The following is a 16124-nucleotide window of genomic DNA, read 5'->3' as shown; positions in this document are numbered from 1 at the left end:
TAATTTTTATTGAAAAATGGATAAATCGAAATCTATGATGTACAAAAAGATAAGTACCAAAATTGCGATAATATAAAAAAGTGTTTTGTTTACGCTTCTGTCTGAATTTTTTAAATCATCAAAAGCATCACTAAATTTACCTTTAATTCCTTTATTTTTACCAGTGGTTGTTCTAAACTGATCTAATTTGTGTTCTATTTTAAAAGGGCTACCTTCTCCTTTGTAAAAACGAGGTTGGTAATCAAATTTTTTATTAGTACGTTTTAAAAATCCCATAGTTTTAGTATTATTGGTTTATAAATTCTAGAATAAATCAAGGATTATACCAACTTATATAAGTGTTTCAAATTTACAGAATTAAAAGGAATTCTTCAAACAAAGATGTTAAAAGAGTTCTTAATTTTTCTTGCAAATTTTTTAAAAAGGGTGTAGAGAGAACTTTAGGGGAAATAAAAGAATACCTACAAGGTTAGAGAAACCTTGTAGGAAAATGGTTATCATTAATAACCAATACTTTCTGAAGTAGCATCAATATTTTTAAGTGCAGCCATTTTAATTGCTGCAACGGCACATTCTGTTCCTTTGTTACCTAATTTACCGCCAGATCTGTCTAAAGATTGCTGTTTTGTGTTATCTGTTAAAACACAAAATATAACAGGAACGTCGTATTTTACATTTAAATCTACAATACCTTGGGTAACGCCTTCACAAACAAAATCGAAATGTTTCGTTTCTCCTTGTATTACGTTTCCTATTGCTATAATTGCATCAACTTGCTGCGTTGCAATCATTTTTTTACAGCCATAAACTAATTCAAAACTTCCAGGAACATCCCAAGAAATAATGTTTTCTTTCGTTGCTCCGCAATCTAATAAAGTTTCAATTGCACCTTTTTGTAAATTTCCTGTAATTTCAGGATTCCATTCTGAAACAACAATCCCAAATCGAAAAGATTTCGCATTTGGGATTGTTGTTTTATCGTAAACTGATAAATTGGTTGTAGCCATGTTTTTAGTTTTCAGTCTGCAGTTATCAGCTTTCAGTTAGTTATTTACTGCCAACTGTACTGTTTTACTGCGAACTATTTTAGTTAGCGTATTTAGCTGCTGCTATATATTTTTCTATATCTCTACCTTGGTCAGATTTAGAATAGTTTTCTTTAATTTTTGTGAATAAAGTTTCTGCTTTACCAAAATTCTTTAATTCCATAGCAATTTGACCTGCTTTAAATAAGTATAATGGAGTTGTAAAATCATTACTTTTTTTGTTTGCTGCTTTTTCGTAGTAACTTAAAGCATCTTCAGATTGGTTAATATCTGCAAAAGCATCTCCAATAGCTCCAATAGAAACTGGTCCTAATAACTCATCATCAGAATCAAATTTACTTAAGTGCTCAATTGCTTTGTCGTATTTCTTCATTTGTAAATAAGAAACACCTGCATAATAGTTCGCTAAATTCCCTGCATCCGTTCCGCTAAAAGAATCTGCAATGTCTAAGAAACCATAATTACCATCTGCTCCTTCTAAACCTAAAGTTAATAAAGAATCTACTCCAGAACCTGCAATTGACGCTTCGTTAAAATATTTTCTAGGAAAAGCTAATTCATTAGAAGCTTTTGTTTCGTTTGGCTCCACTACATATTTAGTATAACCCATATACGCTAAAAACAATACTACTACTGCTATTAAAGCTAAAAACAATGGTTTGTTGTTTTTCTCAATCCATTGCTCAGATTTAGACGCTGTTTCGTCTAAAGTATTTAATACTCCAGCTGTTTCAAATTCAGATTCATCAATTTGATTTTCTACTTGTTTACTTTCTGCCTTGTATTTTTTCTTGTATGTAGCCATTGTTTCCTTAAAAATTAGTGGCGACAAAAATAGTTTTTTTAATTGGATTTTAAAAGCGGATAATTCGCTAAATTTTCAATAATTTGCAAAACGTTTTCAATATCAAAATTTATCCATGTATTTACAGAAAATTTCTTTACTTAATTTTAAAAATATTGAGTCGCAAACTTTTGATTTTCAGAAGAAAATAAATTGTTTTGTGGGTAATAATGGTATTGGAAAAACCAATGTTCTAGATGCTATTTATTACCTGTCTTTTACAAAAAGTTACTTTAATTCTGTCGCTTTGCAGAATATTAGACATGGAGAAGGTTTTTTTATGATAGAAGGAGACTATCTTTTAAACGATAGAAATGAGAAAATTGTTTGTAGCTTAAAAAAAGGTCAAAAAAAGGTTTTAAAACGAAACGGAAAAAGTTACGAGAAGTTTTCTGAACATATTGGTCAGTTGCCATTGGTTATTATTTCTCCTGCGGATAGAGATTTGGTTACCGAAGGGAGTGATACGAGAAGAAAGTTTATTGATGGTGTAATTTCTCAACAAAACAAAACCTACTTAAAAGATTTGTTGTCTTATAATAAGGTGTTGAGTCAAAGAAATGCGTTGTTAAAATATTTTGCTGCAAATAGAACTTTTGATGCTTTAAATTTAAGCGTTTATGATGAGCAACTTTCTGAATTTGGAGCGCGTATTTATGAAGTTAGAAAAAGTTTCTTAGAAGGTTTTATTCCGATTTTTAATGAGAAATATCAAATAATTTCTGGTGATAAAGAGCATGTTAATTTGTTGTATAAAAGTCAGTTGCACGATTTTTCTATGAAACATTTATTAGAAAAATCTTTAACAAAAGATAAAATTATACAATACACTACTTCAGGCATACATAAAGATGATTTAAGTTTTGATATTGGCGATTATCCTATTAAAAAATTTGGTTCTCAAGGACAACAAAAATCATATTTAATCGCTTTAAAATTGGCGCAGTTTGAGTTTATTAAACAGCAATCTAAAGTGACTCCTATTTTATTGTTAGATGATATTTTTGATAAGTTAGATGAAAATAGAGTGTCTCAAATTATAGATTTGGTAAATAATGACGAATTCGGACAGATATTTATTACAGATACGCATTTTGAAAGAACAGAGAATATATTAAAGCAAGGGAGTAAAGAATATCAGATTTTTAAATTGTAATATTAGTTTCAAAGTTTCAAAGTTTCAAAGTTTCAAAAAATCCAATAATCTATTATATAATGGCAAAAAGAGAAAATGATTCCTTTTCTATTGAAGATTTAATGAAAAGTTTTATCAAGGAAAATAACTTGAGTAAAGGAATGCAAAAAATTAAAATAGAAGAAACTTGGAATAAAATGATGGGACCAGGTGTTGCCAATCATACCACTTCTGTTAAGCTGCAAAATAAAACATTGGTTATTCAGTTAACTTCTTCTGTTTTACGAGAGGAATTAAGTTACGGTAAAGATAAGATTGTAAAAATGATGAATGAAGAAATTGGTGATGATGTGATTTCTAAATTATTGTTGGTGTAGCGTTTTATTAACGATCTAAATAATAAAGTAAAGCAAAATATAGTGATTATATTTTGCTTTTTTATTTTCTAAAAAAAACAGAAGTTTATAAATTGTTCTTAAAAATAATAGGATGACATTTTTCGATAAACAAGTCCACTTCTTTTAAAGAGATATTATTTGGATATGTCATTAATAGAAGTTCTACGGCAGGTTGCTCTTTTCTTAAAGGTGGCATTTTGTACGGGTGCTGATTTAATTTAAACCCTACATTCTCATAAAATTGTATTCTCCGTTTATTTAGGTTGCAAATAGGTAGTTCTACTTCTAGAATAATTGGTTTACTGCTGCTTTTTATAAAATTACTTAGAATTGCTTTTCCGAGACCTTTGTTTCTCTGTGCTACAGCTGTTGCAAAGTGGTCTATGTATCTATTGGTGTTAAATTCCCACCATAATATAAATCCCATAAACTGGTTATTATCTATGATAACATCAAAATGATATTGCTCATTTTGTAAAACAAAAGATTGATCTTCTAATAACCTTCGCTCTTCAATAGGGAATGCATCTTCGTACAATTGCCATGTTTCCGGGAAATAGGTGTCTGAAGTATTTTTAATCCTTAAAAATTTCATTGGGTGTTGTGATCTATGTTTTTGTAATTAATTTGGTGTTGTTTTTTCATATTTGTGCTAACGATTTTGTGTGTGTTTCGTTACGTATAAATTAGCGGTTTATTTTCGGTGAAGCACGAGCCGATTTTTTTAACTTCGATTATTCAACTAATTAGATAAGAGGTTTATGCTGTTTTATTTACAGGCGTTTTATTCTTCATAGTTCTTTAGGTATTCCATTATTTTCGGATAGAAATCGGTAATTGATTTATATTTATTCCTGTTTAAACTGTAATTCTCAAAAAAAGCATATAAAGGCTTTGCTAATTTATAACGTCGAGATTGATTTTCTATTTCTTCTAGCCCTTTTTCTTTCCCAAATTTCTGTTCTAATATTTTAGCTGTGCAAACTCTTACTATTAACTCGTCCAATTCATTTTCCCATTCCGATTCATTAAGTTTTTCTCCTTTACTTGTCGTTAGAAAAATATTTTTGATTTCAGACAAGTCTTTTTTGTTGTCTTTTAAAAAATCTTGCACAAAAAGATGGCTAATCTCGTGTGTAACTACATTTAAATATGGTGTAAAAAATACAGGACTTTCATCGATTAGATTTTTACTTACATCATTCAAATATGCAAGTCGAAACATTCTATTGCCGTTGAATTTAATATTATTTGAAGGAATTGCATTGTTACCCATATTATTTAATAAATCCACATAGATTATAAATTTACTGGCCGTAGGTTTTCGATAAAATTCTTGAATTTCTTTCAGAATTCCAGAGTCTTTAACAGAGTCTTTTGCAGTTTTACAAACCGATTTATATAGTTTTTTATGCTTTTCAATGAACTCTTTTACTTTACAGTCTTTGTAAAATTCATTGAAATGAAATAAGAAAGTGTCTTTAGAGGAACTTCTGATATAGTTAACTTTAGGTTTTATTTTTATTTCAAACGGATAATTTTCAGATAAGAAAAGACCTAATGAAGCAATATCATATCCATCCCAAGACTCTAAATTTCTATACCAATTTAATGATTTATGGTTTTTATAAGGCTCGAAGTGTGTTTTGAAATCTTTGTAATAAGTTGATGGTGTTGGTTTTATGGCCATTGTGTCAACAGTTGCTAGCGTGTAAAAAATGCTCAAAGCTTCCATTCTTTGATCAATTTTTACACTTAAGTTCTCCTGAGCTTTTGTGCTATTATAGATAATAGCAAGTATTCCAAATGTGATAAATTTTAATTTCATAGACGTTTTTTGCTTGCGTTCGTTGTTGTATAAGCTTTGTTACGTTGTTTAATCAGTGAATTTATTAAATAAAGAGCGAACAGAGAAACACAGGATGAACTTCTCAAATGAGCTAAAACCAGCAATAAGTTTATATGGTGTTAGTCACTGGCTTTTTTCTTCAAAATTATATTCTTATTGTACTAATATAAGCCCAAATAATAAATAGTATTTGTAAAGGTATTCGAAACCATAAATATACAAGACCATTTCCGTCAAATGTTCCTTTTTGGTAATTTACATTATTTATAGAAGCATAAATATTAGCAGGTAGCATTAATAGAAGAAAAATTATAAGTGTCCATCCAGATATAGTTTTTAGTTTAGGAGTTAATAAACCTATTGCTAATAGAATTTCAAAAATTCCAGTTAGGTAAATAAAAATTTCTTTAAAAGGAATAAATTTAGGAATCATCATTGACATTCCCTTTGTAAGCACAAAATGTCCAACAGCAGTAAATACAAGCATTATTGACATCGCAATTCTTGCTGATAAGGTAAAGTCGTATTCTTTTTTGATAATTTTAATTACTAAAATGGAGATTATAAAGCTTAATAAAAGTACAATTAATGGTTTCATATTTTTTCTTAATTATTTGAACGCAAAGGTTGTTAAAGAACAAATAGAAATAATGAATCCAAGTTAATTAATACGTTTTCTTATTCTACTTAATGCTTGTGGAGTAACACCAATATAGGAGGCTATATGTTTTAATTGAATTTGTTGTAATAATTTAGGACGCTCAATGAATAAGTTTAAGTACCGTTCTTCCGCTGTTTTGTTTAGTAAGGAAATTTCTCTCTTTGATTTTATTAAAAACATATTTTCAGCCATTTTTCGACCAATAATATTTCCATTGTTTGTTCTTTCATAGACTTCTTCTAAGTCTTTTTTAGAAATTCTCCATAAAACACTTTCGGTTAATGTTTCAATTTGGTATTCTGAAGGCATTCGTGATAAAAAGGAATCATAACCAGTAACAAATTCATTTTCAAATAAGAAACCAAAAGTTAAATCAGATTCTACTCTTGGAATATAGAGTCGAATTATACCTTTCGAAATAAAGTATAAATAATTTTCAACCTTACCAACTTGTAATAGCGTACTGTTTTTTTTAAGTTTTACTTCTTGTAATTTAGAGGAGAAAAACTCCCAGTCAGAATCGGTCATTGGAGAAATATTATCAATAAACTTTCTGAGTTCGTTCATTTTTTGTTGCTAATGTCTAAGTTATGGTTAGTATGGGATTAAAAAAAATTAATTTCGGATTAATTACTTAGCCAAAACTTTTTATTTTGTTTTTTTGTTCTAAAGCCAAATCAAAATGGTTTGGCGGACTTTATGAAAATATACTAAACTTTGAGTTAAGCACCAAAACCCGTATTAATTATAGCCATTGTTACCAGCTGGTTTATAATTTTATTTCATATTCTTCCAACTTTTTCCATATATCAATAAATTCTTTTATTCCATCTTTTTCAAGGTCCGTATTTACAATAAGAATTTTGCCGATGTTGGTTTTGGTGTTAAAAAACATATGAGTTACCACTCCTGGGTCGCCCCCTGTATGGCCTATTTGTCCTTGGGCAGAAATCCCTATAAAAATGCCCATATTATATTCATCATCATAAAGACCTTCATTTCTTTCTTTAAAATTTTTATCAGCTAAATAGGATTTAAATAGTTTTTTATAACTTTCTTTAGTTAGGATTTTTCCATTTCCATTATATCCTGAGATTAGTTCTGATAGGTGTTTTCCTAAATCATTTGATGAAGTAATTAAGCCTCCATCAGGATAATTAACCAATTGATAAAGGGCTAATTCGGTTTCTTTATCTGAATAAAGTTTTGAATGGTTTGAAAAATCTACTTCACTAAGGAACCAACCAGAATTAGACATTTCTAATGGATTAAAAATGTGCGTTTTCGTAAATTCATTAAAAGATTCACCAACTGCATTTTCTATAACAAAAGCTGCTAACCCAGCAGCAATGTTTGAGTATTCAAATATTGTCCCTGGTTCTTTTTTTAAGAATGTATTTTTCTTATACCACTTCCCCTCTTTATGTAAAATATTTTTTAGAAACTCATTATAAGGCACCATCTCATCAGGGGAACGAAAGTTGCTGTTTACTTTAGCTGCTCCATTATTTTTTTCTTTTAAGACATATCCGTTTTTTTCATATTTCGATGGGTCTCTTATGCTTGAAGTATGCGTAGCTAATTGGCGGATGGTTATTGATGTGTTTGAGAAATTTGGGTTAATTACTTTAAAAGGTAAGTATTTGTTTATTGGGTCATTCAAATTGAGTTTACCTAGTTCTTGAGCTTTTAATAAAGCAATACCAATAAAGGTTTTTGAAATAGAAGCAATATTCTGAATGGTATTTTCTGTATATATTTTGTTATCTTCTCTATTAGAATATCCTAGACCTTTTTCGAACAATATTCCATCTTGATTCACAATAGCAACTGAGAAACCATTAATATGGCCTTGTGAATAAATTTGTTCTAACTCCTTGGTTAGTTTTTTCGCAATTGAATCATTTGTTTGAGCATAGCTTTGATATAATAAAACATTCAATAATATTAAGATAATTAGTTTTCTCATTAGGTTTTATGTTGAGTTTGCTTGCTGGTAACTAGTTGTATAGTGACTCTTATTAGTTATATCCGTAAAATTATCTAGATATAGTGTCAATATATATATTACTGTTATCTTGTAAAGATAATTTATTTATTGAATTATCTAAAAATTCGTTTAGATACAAACTAAAAGTTTCAAACAAAAAAAACTCGTAACAATTATGTTACGAGTTTCTTTAAAATATTTGATTAAGAATTTTATAAACCCTTAAAATTGCTCTCTTCCAGAAAAGTGAAAGTTTCCTTCAATTTGTGCGTTTTCATCAGAGTCAGAACCATGTACAGCATTTTCTCCCATAGAAGTTGCGTATAATTTTCTAATAGTTCCTTCTGCAGCATCAGCAGGATTTGTAGCACCAATTAAGGTTCTAAAATCTTCTACAGCGTTGTCTTTTTCTAAGATTGCAGCTACAATTGGTCCACGTGTCATGAACTCTACTAACTCACCAAAAAACGGACGCTCATTATGCACAGCATAAAAAGTTTCAGCATCTGCTTGTGTCATTTGAGTTTTCTTTAAAGCTACAATTCTAAATCCAGCAGCGTTAATTTTGTCTAAAATTGCTCCAGTATGTCCGTTTTCTACAGCATCTGGTTTAAGCATTGTAAATGTTCTATTTGTTGCCATTCTATTTTTTATATTTTTGCAAAAGTACATTATTTAATGTTAACTGCAAGTTAAGGGTAAACTTGTGTGAATTCTTGTTGTAATTTATTGTTTTTACTCCGCATTTCTAGGGCGATTTCTTTTTTCTTAAAATTGAATCTTAAAAGTCCAAAATTAATTTCTGAAACTACATTTTGTAATCTGTGTTTGTCCGTTTTTTTAGTGAAATTACTGTATGGATTTATAAGTTGGCTAGAAGTAAAATCATTGGTGTTATTGTAGTAAGTTTCTTTAGAAGGTGCCCAATATTATAAATAAAAAGGACTAAAAGGTAGATTCCAATTGTTAAATTTTAAGACTAAATGGGTTTATTTTAACAGAAATGTAAAAGAAAATATATTTTGAACAATGTTATTAAATTGTATCTTCGCATCTTATGATTTTAAAAGGATTTGAAGAGTTAAAAAGCTTTCTTGACACATCGAGAAATATTGTAATTGTAGGGCATAGAAATCCAGATGGAGATGCTATGGGATCTACATTAGCTTTAAAACATTATTTAGATAAAAAAGGACACAATGCAACTGTTGTTGTGCCTAATGAATATCCAGAATTTTTACATTGGCTACCAGGTTCAGAAACTACCTATCGTTTCGATTGGCAAAATAATCAATCTCAAAAAGCCATAAAAGCATCAGATCTTATTTTCCTTTTAGACTTTAATACGTTGCATAGAGTAGGTACTGACATGCAAAAGACGTTAGAGAAATATCCCAACGATTTTGCGATGATAGACCATCATCAACAACCAGATGATGTAAAATATATGTATTCTGATGTTACTATTTGCTCTACAAGCCAAATGGTGTATCAATTTATAGAAATGAATGCCGATTTAGATTTAATTGACGCAGATATTGCTACGTGCTTATATACTGGTATTATGACAGATACTGGATCTTTTCGTTTTAGGTCTACCACAAGTACTACGCACAGAATTATTGCCGCTTTAATAGATAAAGGAGCAAAAAATGATAAAATACATAATAATGTATATGATGCCAATTCTTATAACAGATTGTTGTTATTAGGACAAGCGTTAAGTAATTTACAAATTTTACCAACGTACAATACAGCGTATATTACATTGTCTTCGGAAGAAAAAAAGAGATTCGATTTTCAGAAAGGAGATACAGAGGGTGTTGTAAACTATGCACTTTCTTTAAAAGGAATTATTTTTGCAGCAATTTTTATAGAAGATAGCGAGCAAGGAATGGTAAAAATATCTTTCCGTTCTAAAGGGACTTTTTCTGTAAATCAGTTTTCAAGAAATCATTTTTCTGGAGGCGGACATGACAATGCAGCAGGAGGAAGGTCTGATGCTTCCATGGCAGATACCGTGACCAAATTTGTTAGTTTATTACCACAATATCAAAAAGAATTAGAAGCTTCTTATGAAAATTAAAATTTTAGTTCTAACGTCAATTTTATGTATAGGCTGCTCTAAAGTAGCGCCTAGAAAACCGATTAATCCTAAAGCCTCTACAACGGTATTAAAGGAAACTATTAAGGAGTCTATAAAGTTAAATGCTATAGAAGAAGCTAAGATTTTAGACGTAATTAAAAAAGATTCAGTATATACATTTCAAGTTTCTTCTAATGGATTTTGGTATGCCTACATCAACAAAATAGAAGAAAACGCTCCAACTCCAAAAGAAGGAGATGTAGCAGTGATAACCTATAATGTTTCTGATTTACAAGGGAATATAATTTATAGTAAAGAACAATTAGGTGTAAAAAATTACAGAGTAGATAAAGAAGATTTTATTTCTGCACTTCAAGTAGGAATAAAGTTGATGAAAGTTGGAGAAACCATTACATTTGTGATTCCGTCTTATAGTGCTTATGGCATTTCTGGAGATGGAAATAAAATAGGAATTAATCAATCAATTAAGAGTACAGTAACATTAATCAATATAAATAATTAAAAATGAAAGTAGTAAAAAGTGTATTAGCATTAGCAGTTGTTGCATCTATGGTATCTTGTGATAGCAAAGTAAAAGAAGTAAAATCTTTAGAAACAGAAATAGACTCTGTTAGTTATGCAATTGGTTTAAGTATGTCTGGTCAATTAAGATCTGGTTTTAAAGATGTAAATAAAGATATTCTTACGCAAGCTATTAGAAATGGTTTAGATTCTACTAACTTATTAATAGATATTAAAGATATTCAGAGTGTAATTAGCCCTTATTTTCAAAAGAAACAAGCAGAAGAAATGCAAGCGCAGCAAGCAAAAGCAGCTAGTGAAGCAGAAGCTAAGTTTGGAGAAAATAAAAAAGCAGGAATTGACTTTTTAGCAGAAAATAAAACAAAAGAAGGTGTAATTACTACAGATAGTGGTTTACAGTACATTGTTTTAAAAGAAGGTAACGGAGACAAGCCAGAAGGACCAACTACTAAAGTAAAAGTTCATTATCATGGAACTAACATAGAAGGAAAAGTTTTTGATAGCTCTGTAGATAGAGGTACGCCAGCAGAATTTGGATTAAACCAAGTAATTAAAGGTTGGACAGAAGGTGTGCAATTAATGAATGTTGGTTCTAAATATAAATTTTTCATACCGCAAGAATTAGCTTACGGAGCACAACAAAAAGGTGCAGATATTAAGCCATTTTCTACATTAATTTTTGAAGTAGAATTATTAGAAATTACAAAATAATATCCTTGATGAAGAATTTAAAATACTTAATTGCATTTGTTATTTTATTAACTGCATGCAGCACTACACCAGAAAAGTACAAAGGACTTGATGATGGAGTTTATGCTGAAATTTTAACCAATAAAGGGGAGATTTTAGTAGAATTATATGCAGAAGATGTACCAATGACAGTTGCAAATTTTGTTTCTCTTGTAGAAGGAACAAATAGCAAGTTAGTAGATTCTTTAAAAGGTAAAGACTTTTATGAAGGTGTTATTTTTCATAGAGTTGTAGATAACTTTGTAATTCAGGGTGGTGGTTTTACTGCTAGTGGAAGAAAGGATGCAGGTTATGTTTTTGGTGACGAATTTCCGAAGAGTGAAGATGGAGATTTAATGTACAGACATAATGATAAAGGGATTCTTTCTATGGCAAATGCAGGACCAACAACCAATAATACTCAGTTTTTTATTACTCATAAACCAATTCCGCATTTAGATGGTAAACATGCTGTGTTTGGTAAAACAATAATAAACGCACTTCAATTAAAAGAATTAAAAAGTAAAATTAAAGATTCTTTACAGTTAAATAAAGCAATAGATTCTACAAGAATGTCTGTTGTAAATAGTATTGTACAAAAAGATACTATTTTATCTGTAAAGATTCTTAAACTTGGCGCTGAAGCAAATAGCTTTAATGCTGCAGAAGTTTTTGATACTCAATTAGGAGATTTCGCAAATTTAGAAAACGATAAAAAGAAAGCTGAAGATGAAGTTGAAAAAGCAAGATATGCTAACTATTTAGTAGAAAAAGAAGCTTTTTTAGCGGAAATGGATGAAGCTAAAGCTGAAAAAACATCTTCTGGACTTCGCATTTTAAAATTAAAAGAAACTTCTGGGAAAAAAATAGTTGATAACAAACCTTTAACTATTAATTATACCTTGTATACTGCAGATGGTAAAAAAATTCAGTCTACAGCAGAAACTAGTGGAGCACCTTTTGTTTGTCAGTTAAATGATACCCAAAGACCTATGATTGCAGGTTTTAAAGAAGGTGTCTTAACGATGAAAGAAGGAGAAAAAGTACGTTTATTTATTCCTTACTATTTAGGGTATGGAGAAGAAAAATATGGCCCTTTCCCTGCAAAATCTGATTTAGTTTTTGAAGTTGAAGTATTAAAAATTGGAAAATAATTTGTTAGAAAATATTATACATTTAGATAAAGAATTATTAATTTTTCTAAACAGTTTAGGAAGTGAGCAATGGGATCCGTTTTGGTTGGTAATTACCAATCAACTTTATTGGAGCCCATTGTTTATTCTTATCTTTTATTTAACCATTAAAGCTTATGGTTGGAAACAAGGTGGATTTATGATTCTTACCATGATTTTATTGGTGGCATTTTCAGACCAATTTACCAACCTAATAAAAAATTCTGTTCAACGTTTACGTCCTAATAACGATCCAGAAATAAAGCACTTATTAAGAACGCTAATTACGCCTCAAAGTTTTAGTTTTACCTCTGGTCATGCTTCTACATCAACATTTTTCTCTGTTTTTGTAGTATTACTTTTAAGAGATAAATACAAGTACATTTACTTTGTTTTATTTTGGCCATTAATTTTCGCTTATAGTAGGTTGTATTTAGGAGTACACTTTCCTCTAGATATTATTGTAGGCGCTTTAGTAGGTGTCACTTTTGCTAATATTTATTACTACTTTTTTAAGAAGGTAGATCAAAAAATATTTCAATAAAATTAGACAACATCTTTACTTTATTTTTCGATAATTATCGGATTAAAATACATGTAATAAATTCTTCAATTTAAAATATTACAAACCAGTTTTGTAAATACATAATTAGTGGTGTAATTAAGTTATTCTAACTTTTTTCACGCACTAATTTTTTGTTTTTAATAAAAAAATGTAATCAAAATACATTTAAACTTTAGAAGTAGCATTTTTTTTAATTACAGATCTTAAACTAAAAAAAGAGGCTATAATTGGTGCTCTTCAGAAATAAAATATTTGCTAGAAAGTAGTTGATAATTCAGTGTTTCCTACAACATTATTCAGATTTAAAGACGCATCAGAATTTATTTTAGAAATATTAAAAATAAACTTGCTTTTTAGAATTAAAAAGGATGATAAAAAGTAGATTTTAAGTAAATTTGCAGTTAACAAACCCGGAAAAAAATAATATGAAAATATCATACAATTGGTTACAACAATTTTTGCAGATAGATTGGGAGCCTGTTAAAACAGGAGAATTGTTAACTGATTTAGGTTTAGAGGTGGAAGGAATTGACACCAAAGAATCTATAAAAGGAAGTTTAAAAGGAATTGTTGTTGGTAAGGTTTTAACTTGTATACAGCATCCTAACGCAGATCGTCTTAAAGTAACTACAGTAGATTTAGGTCTAGAAAATCCCGTACAAATTGTGTGTGGTGCCCCTAATGTTGCTGCAGGACAAAAAGTACCAGTTGCAACTATTGGAACTACTTTATATGACGAGAAGGGTGACGGCTTTAAAATAAAAAAAGGTAAGATAAGAGGAGAGGAGAGTCATGGAATGATTTGTGCTGAAGACGAATTAGGTTTAGGTAAAGGTCATGACGGAATTTTAGTCTTAGATAAAAAACTAAAAGCGGGTACACCAGTTGCAGAAGTTTTTAAAATAGAAACAGATCATGTTTTCGAAATTGGGTTAACGCCTAATAGATCTGATGCAATGAGCCATTTTGGTGTTGCAAGAGATTTACGTGCAGGTTTAATTCAACAAGATATTAAATTAGAATTGATATCTCCTTCTGTAAGTAATTTTCATGTAGATGAAAGAACGTTACGTGTAGATGTAGAAGTAGAAAGCAAAGAAGCGACTCCTCGTTATTGTGGTATTACGATTACAGATATAGAAGTTAAAGATTCGCCAGAATGGATACAAAATAGGTTAAAAGCAATTGGCTTAACACCTAAAAATAATATTGTAGATATTACAAATTATGTTTTACATGAATTAGGACAGCCTTTACACGCCTTTGATGCGCAGAAAATAAAAGGAAATAAAATACTTGTAAAAACATTAGAAGAAGGGACAAAGTTTACCACTTTAGATGAAGTTGAAAGAGAATTGTCATCCGAAGATATCATGATTTGTGATGGAGATTCTAATCCGCTTTGTATTGCAGGTGTTTTTGGAGGTTTACATTCTGGAGTTACAAAATATACAAAATCTATATTTTTAGAAAGTGCTTATTTTAATCCGGTTAGTGTTCGTAAAACAGCCAAAAGACATGCATTAAATACAGATGCATCTTTCCGTTTTGAGCGTGGTATAGATATAAATACAACAGAATACGCTTTAAAAAGAGCAGCATTGTTAATTGAAGAATATGCAGGTGGTAAATTAGCTTCAGATGTTTCTGATTTTTATCCTGTTAAGATAGAAGATTTTCAAGTGTTTTTGTCTTTTGAACATGTGTATAGATTAATAGGACAAGAGATTCCGAAAGAAACCATTAAAAATATTTTAGCTTCTTTAGAAATTAAAATAAACAGTGTAACTAACGGTGGTCTTGGTTTAACGATACCTTCTTACAGAACAGATGTACAGCGTGAAGCAGATATTATTGAAGAAATTTTAAGAGTATACGGTTACAATAATATTGAGTTTTCTCACAAACTAAATACTTCAATTTCTTTTGATTCTAATAAAGAAACTAAGATAGAAAACGTTATTGCAAACCAATTAAGTGCTTTAGGTTTTAACGAAACTATGGCAAATTCTTTAACAAAGCCAGAGTACAGCACTTTGTCTGAGAATATTAGTGAAGAGGCAAATGTAGAAATGTTAAATCCGTTAAGTAACGATTTAAAAGTGCTACGTCAATCTTTATTGTTTAGTGGTTTAGAATCTGTTGCATATAATATCAATAGAAAAAACAACTCATTACAGTTTTATGAGTTTGGTAAAACATACCATAAGTACAACGATAAATACGAAGAAAACAAACATTTAACGCTTTTTGTTACTGGTAACAGAACTAAAGAAAGTTGGAGTGTTGCTAGTAAATCAACTGATTTCTTTTACTTAAAAGGTGTTATTACTTCTTTATTAAGTAGATTAGGAATAGATAAAGTAAAATCTTCACCATCTAAACAAGATGTTTTTTCTGAAGGAATTTCTTTTGGTTTAGGAAAAATAAAATTAGTAGAATTTGGAGTTGTGAAAGCTTCTTTATTAAAAGAATTCGGAATTAAGCAAGAGGTTTTATTTGCTGATTTTAATTGGGATACTATTTTAAAATTAGTAGGAAATAAGAATATTAAAGTAAGTGAGTTATCTAAATTCCCAATTGTAAAACGTGATTTAGCCTTATTATTAGATTCTAAAGTTTCTTTTAACGAAGTATACAATTTAGCTTTTCAAGCTGAAAAAAAGCTACTAAAAGAGGTTGATTTATTTGATGTTTACGAAGGTGATAAATTACCAGAAGGAAAAAAATCGTATGCAGTTAGTTTCTTATTACAAGATGAAACAAAAACTTTAGCAGACAAACAAATAGATAAAATAATGCAAAAATTACAGCAATCATTCGAAAAGAATTTAGAAGCTGTATTAAGGTAATTTAAAAATTACTTTTATTAATTTTCATAAAAAAACCATCTCATTTGAGATGGTTTTTTTTACTTACTAATTCAAATATTTATCTCAAAAACAGTTTACAAAGTTGCTTTCAATAGTGCTTTTTCAAACACGGTGCAAAAATAGTATATTATTTGAGAATATGTTAATTAAATCTAATTTTTATATTAATTTAATAAAAAAACGACTCTCAATTGAGAATCGTTAAATTTTATTCGTTTTTGATGTAAAAATAT

General features: G+C 29.4%; 17 protein-coding genes. 8 read left to right on the top strand and 9 right to left on the bottom strand.

The features are described 5' to 3' along the window. Positions 1-6 precede the first annotated feature (6 nt). From WHD08_RS04255 to WHD08_RS04245, 3 genes are all read right to left on the bottom strand, one after another. On the bottom strand, positions 7-276 hold the full coding sequence (locus WHD08_RS04255; RefSeq protein ID WP_165733387.1) for a riboflavin synthase subunit beta: 270 nt from the start codon (positions 274-276) through the stop codon (positions 7-9). Positions 277-500: 224 nt separating this feature from the next. Continuing rightward, positions 501-1007, bottom strand: coding sequence for a 6,7-dimethyl-8-ribityllumazine synthase (ribH, locus tag WHD08_RS04250; protein ID WP_165733386.1), 507 nt, complete (start codon positions 1005-1007; stop codon positions 501-503). A 79-nt stretch (positions 1008-1086) separates the two neighbouring features. After that, positions 1087-1878, bottom strand: coding sequence for a tetratricopeptide repeat protein (locus WHD08_RS04245; RefSeq protein ID WP_244183251.1), 792 nt, complete (start codon positions 1876-1878; stop codon positions 1087-1089). A gap of 88 nt (positions 1879-1966) precedes the next feature. On the opposite strand from WHD08_RS04245, the gene recF reads away from it, so the two are divergent. Both recF and WHD08_RS04235 read left to right on the top strand, forming a co-directional pair. Next, positions 1967-3046: a DNA replication/repair protein RecF gene (gene recF / locus WHD08_RS04240; protein ID WP_208889102.1), complete on the top strand. Its 1080-nt coding sequence runs from the start codon at positions 1967-1969 to the stop codon at positions 3044-3046. A gap of 59 nt (positions 3047-3105) precedes the next feature. Beyond that, positions 3106-3402 carry a DUF721 domain-containing protein gene (locus WHD08_RS04235; RefSeq protein WP_165733384.1) on the top strand — a complete coding sequence of 99 codons (297 nt, stop codon included), beginning with the start codon at positions 3106-3108 and terminating at the stop codon, positions 3400-3402. 85 nt (positions 3403-3487) lie between these two features. Here the strand turns inward: WHD08_RS04235 and WHD08_RS04230 are convergent, their stop codons facing one another. From WHD08_RS04230 to WHD08_RS04205, 6 genes are all read right to left on the bottom strand, one after another. After that, complete coding sequence (locus WHD08_RS04230; protein WP_208889103.1) at positions 3488-4018, bottom strand: GNAT family N-acetyltransferase; 531 nt, start codon at positions 4016-4018, stop codon at positions 3488-3490. A 189-nt stretch (positions 4019-4207) separates the two neighbouring features. Beyond that, positions 4208-5251 (bottom strand): DUF4932 domain-containing protein, encoded by a 1044-nt coding sequence (locus tag WHD08_RS04225; protein ID WP_208889104.1) that lies wholly within the window; start codon positions 5249-5251, stop codon positions 4208-4210. 166 nt (positions 5252-5417) lie between these two features. Beyond that, complete coding sequence (locus WHD08_RS04220; RefSeq protein WP_208889105.1) at positions 5418-5870, bottom strand: DoxX family protein; 453 nt, start codon at positions 5868-5870, stop codon at positions 5418-5420. A gap of 63 nt (positions 5871-5933) precedes the next feature. After that, positions 5934-6500 carry a Crp/Fnr family transcriptional regulator gene (locus tag WHD08_RS04215; RefSeq protein WP_208889106.1) on the bottom strand — a complete coding sequence of 189 codons (567 nt, stop codon included), beginning with the start codon at positions 6498-6500 and terminating at the stop codon, positions 5934-5936. Positions 6501-6702: 202 nt separating this feature from the next. Beyond that, positions 6703-7902 (bottom strand): serine hydrolase domain-containing protein, encoded by a 1200-nt coding sequence (locus tag WHD08_RS04210; RefSeq protein WP_208889107.1) that lies wholly within the window; start codon positions 7900-7902, stop codon positions 6703-6705. Positions 7903-8145: 243 nt separating this feature from the next. Further along, a complete protein-coding gene (locus WHD08_RS04205) occupies positions 8146-8565 on the bottom strand; it encodes a nucleoside-diphosphate kinase (RefSeq protein WP_165733379.1) in 420 nt (139 codons plus the stop codon). A 415-nt stretch (positions 8566-8980) separates the two neighbouring features. On the opposite strand from WHD08_RS04205, the gene WHD08_RS04200 reads away from it, so the two are divergent. The 6 genes from WHD08_RS04200 (at position 8981) to pheT (ending at position 15870) form a co-directional block, all read left to right on the top strand. Continuing rightward, positions 8981-10009, top strand: a complete 1029-nt coding sequence (locus WHD08_RS04200; protein WP_208889108.1) for a DHH family phosphoesterase — start codon at positions 8981-8983, stop codon at positions 10007-10009. Then, positions 9999-10532, top strand: coding sequence for a gliding motility-associated peptidyl-prolyl isomerase GldI (gene gldI / locus WHD08_RS04195; protein ID WP_208889109.1), 534 nt, complete (start codon positions 9999-10001; stop codon positions 10530-10532). Before WHD08_RS04200 ends, gldI begins: the two co-directional genes overlap by 11 nt. Positions 10533-10534: 2 nt before the next feature. Continuing rightward, on the top strand, positions 10535-11263 hold the full coding sequence (locus WHD08_RS04190; RefSeq protein WP_165733376.1) for an FKBP-type peptidyl-prolyl cis-trans isomerase: 729 nt from the start codon (positions 10535-10537) through the stop codon (positions 11261-11263). Positions 11264-11271: 8 nt separating this feature from the next. Further along, complete coding sequence (locus tag WHD08_RS04185; RefSeq protein WP_208889110.1) at positions 11272-12435, top strand: peptidylprolyl isomerase; 1164 nt, start codon at positions 11272-11274, stop codon at positions 12433-12435. Further along, entirely contained in the window at positions 12425-12997 is a 573-nt protein-coding gene (locus tag WHD08_RS04180; protein WP_165733374.1) for a phosphatase PAP2 family protein, read from the top strand. Before WHD08_RS04185 ends, WHD08_RS04180 begins: the two co-directional genes overlap by 11 nt. A gap of 446 nt (positions 12998-13443) precedes the next feature. Further along, positions 13444-15870: a phenylalanine--tRNA ligase subunit beta gene (pheT, locus tag WHD08_RS04175; RefSeq protein WP_208889111.1), complete on the top strand. Its 2427-nt coding sequence runs from the start codon at positions 13444-13446 to the stop codon at positions 15868-15870. Positions 15871-16124 lie beyond the last annotated feature (254 nt).

The sequence above is a fragment of the Polaribacter sejongensis genome (genome assembly GCF_038024065.1).
Classification (GTDB): Bacteria; Bacteroidota; Bacteroidia; order Flavobacteriales; family Flavobacteriaceae; genus Polaribacter; species Polaribacter sejongensis.
The sequence above is the reverse complement of the archived record's forward strand: the minus strand, read 5'-3'. Positions and strand labels throughout refer to the sequence as shown.